General features: G+C 63.0%; 4 protein-coding genes. 2 read left to right on the top strand and 2 right to left on the bottom strand.

What is annotated here, in order from left to right; all coding sequences use genetic code 11:
* Positions 1 to 454 precede the first annotated feature (454 nt).
* The gene (locus tag ACHFFR_RS07020) at positions 455 to 880 is read right to left on the bottom strand and encodes an HIT family protein (RefSeq protein ID WP_394263554.1); all 426 of its coding nucleotides are present in this window, start codon (positions 878 to 880) and stop codon (positions 455 to 457) included.
* A gap of 106 nt (positions 881 to 986) precedes the next feature.
* Between ACHFFR_RS07020 and leuS the strand changes: the two genes are divergently transcribed.
* Both leuS and ACHFFR_RS07010 read left to right on the top strand, forming a co-directional pair.
* Positions 987 to 3866: a leucine--tRNA ligase gene (gene leuS / locus ACHFFR_RS07015; RefSeq protein WP_394263553.1), complete on the top strand. Its 2880-nt coding sequence runs from the start codon at positions 987 to 989 to the stop codon at positions 3864 to 3866.
* Between the two features lie 116 nt (positions 3867 to 3982).
* A complete protein-coding gene (locus ACHFFR_RS07010) occupies positions 3983 to 4942 on the top strand; it encodes an aldose 1-epimerase (protein WP_394263552.1) in 960 nt (319 codons plus the stop codon).
* 72 nt (positions 4943 to 5014) lie between these two features.
* On the opposite strand, the gene ACHFFR_RS07005 is transcribed toward ACHFFR_RS07010, so the two are convergent.
* The gene (locus ACHFFR_RS07005) at positions 5015 to 6919 is read right to left on the bottom strand and encodes a helicase HerA-like domain-containing protein (RefSeq protein WP_394263551.1); all 1905 of its coding nucleotides are present in this window, start codon (positions 6917 to 6919) and stop codon (positions 5015 to 5017) included.
* Positions 6920 to 6921 lie beyond the last annotated feature (2 nt).

Here is a 6921-nt window from a genome sequence, read left to right as displayed (position 1 = left end):
GGTGTGTGCGTCATGGAGGAGGCTAAATCACGGCGTAGACGCCGATGGGCTCGAGTGGCGCGATCGGCAGGGGCAGAAATCAACGAGAGTGGCGAGGTGTGCGCTTCTACCGGCCTTGTGGCAGATGAATCGAAGGATTGAGACGACGACGGCCGGGCGCGGTGCCGGCACGGGTACGTATCCGGCCGGTCAGGGTTTCTTATGGTCCTCCATGGAGGACCATTGCACCGTTGGAGGTCTGTCAGTCGAATGGAGGTCGGTGATTGCGCATGTTTTCGTCGGGCGTTTGGTTTAGCGACCTCCATTGATCGAATGGTGCGTCATGGAGGACGCTAAGACAAAGATGAGGTGCTTGAAAACCCGACCGGGCGCCGGGCGGACGAGATGCTGCTACGGGCTCCGACCGGGCGTCGGCCGGGCGAGTGCGAGGGAGAGGGAGGGCGAGGGGAGTGAGCTAAGCGCTCGGAATCTTCTCGCCGTATCCGAGATCAGCCAAGGCGCCGCGGAGCTTGTCCATAGCCTCAGCGATCTCTTCGGCAGGGGCCTGCTTGGCATTTTGAACGTATGCGGCAGACTCGGATTCGGCCGGGATCACGTGGATGTGAGTGTGCGGGACTTCGAACCCGAGAATCGCGGTCACGGCGCGGGGCACGTCGAACGCCTTCTCCTGGGCGTGCGCAACAACCTGGGAAACCTTTGCCATGTGAGCGAAGACGTCCGGATCAACATCATTGAACTTGTCCACCTGCTCGAGCGGGACCACCATGACGTGCCCGGGACGCATCGGCTCGATCGTCGCCATAACCACGCAATGCTCGTCCTTCCACACGATCTGACCGGGGAGCTCGCCTGCAATAATCTTCGAAAATACGCTACTCATATGCCCAGTGTACGGGGAGAGTCACGTCTCTCACAGCAACCGCATCTGGGGCGATCTGAGGCGCTGGGCTAGAATTAGTGACAATCTGTAAATTTCAAGGAGAGTCATGAGCATTACGCCGTCGCATCGCTATACGGCTGAGCTTGCCAACGAGATCGAGATCAAGTGGCAAGATCGCTGGGAGCAGGAAGAAACCTTCAGGGCACCGAACCCCGTGGGTGATCTTGCACCCGCCGAGGGCGAGGAGCTTCCGGAGGATACCTTCTACCTGCTCGATATGTTCCCCTACCCCTCGGGCAAAGGTCTGCACGTGGGCCATCCGCTGGGCTTCATCGCAACGGATACGCTGGCGCGCTTTGCCCGCATGCGCGGACTGAATGTGCTGTACACGATGGGCTATGACTCGTTTGGCCTGCCCGCCGAACAGTACGCCGTGCAAACCGGCCAGCATCCGCGCGTGACCACCGAGGCGAACATTGCCAACATGCGCCGTCAGCTGCGCCGCCTGGGCATGTCCCATGAACACCGCCGCTCGGTGGCCACCACCGACGTGGCCTTCATGGGCTGGACGCAGTGGATCTTCCTCCAGATTTACAACTCGTGGTACGACGAGAAGGCCCCGGGTCGCGAGCCCGGGACCGTCGGACGCGCGCGTCCGATCAAGGAACTGATCGAGGAGTACGCGGCGGGAACGATCCCGACCCCCGATGGCCGCCCGTGGAAGGAGTTGTCCACCGAGGAGCAGCGCAAGGCTCTGGACGCCAAGCGCCTGGCCTACATCGACTACGCGCCGGTGAACTGGGCGCCCGGTCTGGGCACGGTGCTGGCCAATGAGGAGGTCACGGCGGAGGGTCGCTCCGAGCGTGGCAACTACCCGGTGTTCAAGCGCGAGTTGCGGCAGTGGATGATGCGCATTACCGCCTACGCGGACCGTTTGGCGCAGGATCTGGATCTGGTGGAGTGGCCTGAGAAGGTTCGCTTGATGCAGCGCAATTGGATCGGCAAGTCGCACGGCGCCGACGTCGACTTCGCGGCGCACACAGCCGACGGAGACTACACGTTGCGCGTCTTTACCACGCGCCCAGATACCCTGTTTGGTGCGACGTTCATGGTGGTCTCGCCAGAGCACCCCATGCTGGCCGGTTCGTGCATTCCGGGCGAGTGGCCCGAGGGCACGAAGGAGGCGTGGACTGGCGGAGCTGGCACGCCCGGCGTCGCCGTCATGGACTACCAGCGAGCCGCGGCGCGCAAGTCCGAAGTGGACCGCGCTGACGATACCAAGGAGAAGACGGGCGTCTTCACAGGTATCTACGCCACGAATCCCGTGAACGGAAAGAAGATTCCGGTCTTCACCGCGGACTACGTGATGATGGGCTACGGAACCGGCGCGATCATGGCAGTCCCAGCCCACGACCAGCGAGATTTCGATTTCGCGACGGCGTTCGAACTGGACATCGTGCCGACGATGAAGCCTGAAGACGGCTTCGAGTGGGACAGCGCATGGGAAGACGACGGCGAGATCATCGACTCGGCCAACGACGAGATCTCGCTGAACGGCATGCACTTGGACGACGCCGTGCCCGCGATTTCGCAGTGGCTGGAGAGCAAGGGTCTGGGCAAGGCGACGGTCTCTTACCGTCTGCGTGACTGGCTGTTCTCGCGTCAGCGCTATTGGGGAGAGCCGTTCCCGATTGTCTACGACGAGGACGGCAAGCCGCACGACCTGCCCGAATCGATGCTGCCGATCGAGCTGCCGGATACCCCGGATTATTCGCCCCGGTCATTTGATCCCGACGACGCCGATTCCAATCCCGAGCCGCCGCTTGGGCGTCTGGATGACTGGGTGAACGTCGAGCTGGATCTAGGCGATGGCCCGAAGATGTACACGCGCGATACCAACACGATGCCCAACTGGGCAGGTTCGTGCTGGTACGAGCTGCGCTACCTGGATCCGAACAACACCGAGAAGTTCGTGGATCCCGAGGTGGAGGAGTACTGGATGGGTCCGACCGAGGCCAAGAAGGCCGGCGGTACCGATCTGTATGTGGGCGGTGTGGAACACGCTGTGTTGCACCTGCTCTATGCGCGTTTTTGGCACAAGGTCCTCTTCGATCTGGGTTACCTGAGCTCGTCCGAACCGTTCCACAAGCTGTTCAACCAGGGCTACGTGCAGGCCTACGCCTACACCGACCGCCGCGGCCAGTACGTGCCGGCCGACGAGGTTGAGGAAGTGCCGGCCTCCGATGGTTCCGGTGAGATCACCTACGTCTGGAATGGTGAGGAGGTCAACCGCGAATACGGCAAGATGGGCAAGTCCCTGAAGAACATCGTGACCCCTGATGAGATGGCCGAACAGTACGGCGCGGACACGTTCCGCCTGTACGAGATGTCGATGGGCCCGCTCGATGTGGATCGCCCGTGGGAGACCCGCGCCGCCGTCGGATCGCAGCGATTCCTCCAGCGTCTGTGGCGCAACATCCTGGACGAGGAGACGGGCGAGCTCGCCGTCGTCGATACGGAGCCGGACGAGGAAACGGCGAAGCTGTTGGCGCGCACGATCGTCGGCGTGACCGAAGATTACGAGAGCATGCACATCAACACGGCCATCGCCAAGATGATCGTGCTGAACAACCATCTGACTACCCGCGAGGTACCGCGGACGGTGGCTGAGGCGCTCGTGCTCATGGTGGCTCCGGTTGCTCCGCATGTGGCTGAGGAACTGTGGGAGCGTCTGGGACACACGGGTTCGCTCGCGTACGCGAATTTCCCGGTGGTGACGGATGAGTCGCTGCTGGAAGATGAGACCGTGACGGCGATTGTGCAGGTCAAGGGCAAGGTGCGCGATCGCCTCGAGGTCCCGGCCGATATCTCGGCGGACGATCTGGTGCAGCGCGCGCTTGCGTCTGAGAAGGTGCAGAAGTTCCTCGACGGCGAGCCTCGCAAAGTTATCGTGCGCGAGCCGAGCCTCGTGAACCTAGTACCGTAGGGAAAACGCCGTAATTGGCGCATGTCGGACAGGCCCCGTTCCAACTATTGGAATGGGGCCTGAGCCGTATCCGAGACGGGTTACAGTGGTGCGAACGTGCATAGAAAGGGCGTTTAATGGCCGCAACTGAGATCTCCGAGGTGAGCGTTTTCGGGCAGCCGGCGTGGCAGCTCGTATCACCAACCGGCGCAACAGCCGTGGTTGCTGAGCGTGGCGCGACCTTGGTGTCATGGAAGCCCACCGCCGACGTCGAACTGATCTCCTCCTACGAGAGCGCCAAGGAGCTGGAGGCGGCCGCGGGCGGTCGCGGGCTCGTCATGACGCCGTGGGCTGGACCGATCGAGTCGGGAAGCTACAGTTTCGGCGGAAGAACTTTCCAGGTCGACGACGACGTTCGCGCGGCTGGTCTGGCGTTTCAGCAGGACTTCGCGCTGAGTTCGGCGGGATCGACCCTGTCGCTGTCCGCGTCGATCCCGGCCGCGGATGGTTACCCGTGGCCGATCGATGTGAGCGTGCACTTTTCGCTCGACTCCGGCGCGGACGGTGAAGAGCACCTGTCGGTGACGCTGAAAGCGACCAACACGTCCGACGACGAAGCCCCGCTCACGCTCGGCTGGAATCCGCATGTGATTTTGCCCGGTCTCGGCGCGGTATCGAACCTCGCAGTGTCCGTGCCGGCACGCACGCGAATCTTGACCAATCGCCACGGCATTCCGCTGCCTGGGGAGTCCGCGTATGCGGGCGTCAACATGCCGATGGAAATTGAGTACCTCGGGTCGGCCAAGCTGGATGACTATTATCGCGGACTCGTGCCCGACAACTACGGCGTAGTGGCCACGCGCGTGGTGGATCCGGCGTCGAATTCGTCTATTGTGCTCACGCAGGAACCGGGTGAAGCTCCGGTGGTGCATCTGGACACGGGCGACAACCTCGAGCGAGGGGCGCGCAAGGCGATCGTCGTTTCGCCGATGTCGCATGTGCCAGACGCATTCAACCGCCCAGATGCGCAGGGATCGATCCGCGTGGCGCCCGGGCATTCGCGCCAGATGACGGCCACCCTGACCTACCAGTCGTAGACCGAACTAAACCTGGCGAGGCCCTCGGTATGAACCGAGGGCCTCGTTCGTTCAGCGCTTCGTGCCAGTGAGCTAGCGGCGTCGTGTGCCGAAGATCGAGCGCGTGATCTCGCGGCCAAGCGTGCGGCCTGCGGAGCGCACAATCTGGTCGATCGTGCCTTCGCGGCGCTTGCGCTGCCGCTCGGCTTCCTTCTCCGCCTCGCGCTGGCGACGCTCAGCCTCCTTTTGCAGGGCCTTACGTTCGCGTTCGATCTCCTTCTCGAGCTCCTTAGCGAGCCGCTCCTGTTCCTTCTTCTGAACGGCGGCAGCCTTCTCCGCCGCCTCGGCAGCCTCGGCCTCCTTCTCGGCCTGAATACGAGCGGCCTCTTCTTCGGCCATGCGCTGTTCGAGCAGCTCAAACGCGGATTCGGGATCGATCGCATCCTTGTATCTGGGCAGCGTTTGCGAGTTCGCAAGGGACTGCTGGATGGCCTGATCGGATGCCGGCCCCATGACGGCAGCAGGCGCCCAGATCTTCGTCGGCGCAACGGGGGTCGGGCGCCCCTTGCGGTCAAGGACGGTGACGATCGCTTCGCCCGTGCCAAGGCTTGGCAGAACCTCTTCGAGGTCGAGAGGCGAGGTGGGGAAGGTGCCGACAGTCTCGCGAAGCTTCTTCGCCTCATTGGGCGTGTGAGCGCGCAGTGCGTGCTGGACCTTGGAGCCAAGCTGAGCCAGGACGTCGTCGGGAATGTCCTTCGGCGTCTGCGTGATGAAGATGATGCCGACGCCCTTCGAGCGAATGAGCCGCACCGTCTGGACCACCTGGTTGAGGAATTCCTTGGAGGCGTCGTTGAACAGGAGGTGCGCTTCGTCGAAGAAGAACACGAGCTTGGGCTTGTCGACGTCGCCGACCTCAGGCAACTCTTGGAAAAGCTCGGCAAGGAGCCACATAATGAACGTCGAGAACAGGGCCGGGCGCGACTGTACGTCGGGCAGTTCGAGGGCCGAAATCTGGCCCAGACCCTCGGCGGATGTGCGAATGAACTCGGCGACTTCGAAGGCAGGTTCGCCGAAGAACGCGCCCGCACCCTGCGCCTCGAGCTCGGCGACGTTGCGCAGGATGACACCCGCCGTCGACGACGCCACGCCGCCGATGTTCTTCAGTTCGTCCTTGCCCTCGGAGGTCAGGTACGAGATGACAGCGCGCAGGTCCGTCAGGTCGATGAGCGCGAGCTGATTCGCGTCGGCCCAGTTGAAGATGAGGGAGAGCGCCGATTCCTGCGTATCGTTCAGGCCGAGCACTTTGGCCATGAGGATCGGGCCGAAATCAGTGACCGTGGTACGAATCGGCGTGCCGTTGCCGAGGCCGCCCAGCGCGAAAAGCTCGGTGGGGAAGGCCTGCGGCTGCCAATCCTGACCCTGGGCGAGGGTGCGCTCGGTGAGCTTGTCCGACGCCGGTCCCGGTTCGAGCAAACCGGTGAGGTCACCCTTGATATCCGTGACGAAACACGGCACGCCCGCCGCTGATAGCCCTTCGGCAAGGAGCTGCAGCGTGCGCGTCTTGCCCGTACCGGTGGCGCCCGCGATGAGTCCGTGGCGGTTGAGCATGCCCAGAGGGAGTCGGATGTGGGTATCAGGCTTCGTCACCCCGTCCTCCATGTAGGCGCCGATCGTCATCGTCGGCCCCTCGAAGGTGTACCCCTCGCGCACCTGCGACTCATACTCGGAGACGTCCGCACTCTCGGTGAGGGCCTCCGGTTCTAGTGGGTTTGGCTCGAGGCTTTCAGGTTCAGCAGGTTCAGGCTCGACGCCGTTTGCTGCGGCATCGCCGGTGTCAGGGGCATCGCCGGTGTCGGGTGCCTCGTCGGCCGGGTTTCCACCGGCTGCAAGGGCTGCCTGGAGACGAGCCTTCGCTGCCTGTGCTTTTGCCTCGGCGGCGGCTGCCTCTGCTTCGAGTGCTTCGGCCTTCAAACGGAGAACTTCAGGATCTTGACTCATGG

Source organism: Trueperella sp. (assembly GCF_043424875.1).
Lineage (GTDB): Bacteria > Actinomycetota > Actinomycetes > Actinomycetales > Actinomycetaceae > Trueperella.
Note: the sequence above shows the minus strand (reverse complement) of the source record. Positions and strands in the feature narration are given on the sequence as shown.

Bases quoted from the DNA above. Each gene is read 5' to 3' on its own strand.
- ACHFFR_RS07020 (WP_394263554.1), bottom strand. From the start codon at position 880: ATGAGTAGCGTATTTTCGAAGATTATTGCAGGCGAGCTCCCCGGTCAG.
- leuS (WP_394263553.1), top strand. From the start codon at position 987: ATGAGCATTACGCCGTCGCATCGCTATACGGCTGAGCTTGCCAACGAG.
- ACHFFR_RS07010 (WP_394263552.1), top strand. From the start codon at position 3,983: ATGGCCGCAACTGAGATCTCCGAGGTGAGCGTTTTCGGGCAGCCGGCG.
- ACHFFR_RS07005 (WP_394263551.1), bottom strand. From the start codon at position 6,919: ATGAGTCAAGATCCTGAAGTTCTCCGTTTGAAGGCCGAAGCACTCGAA.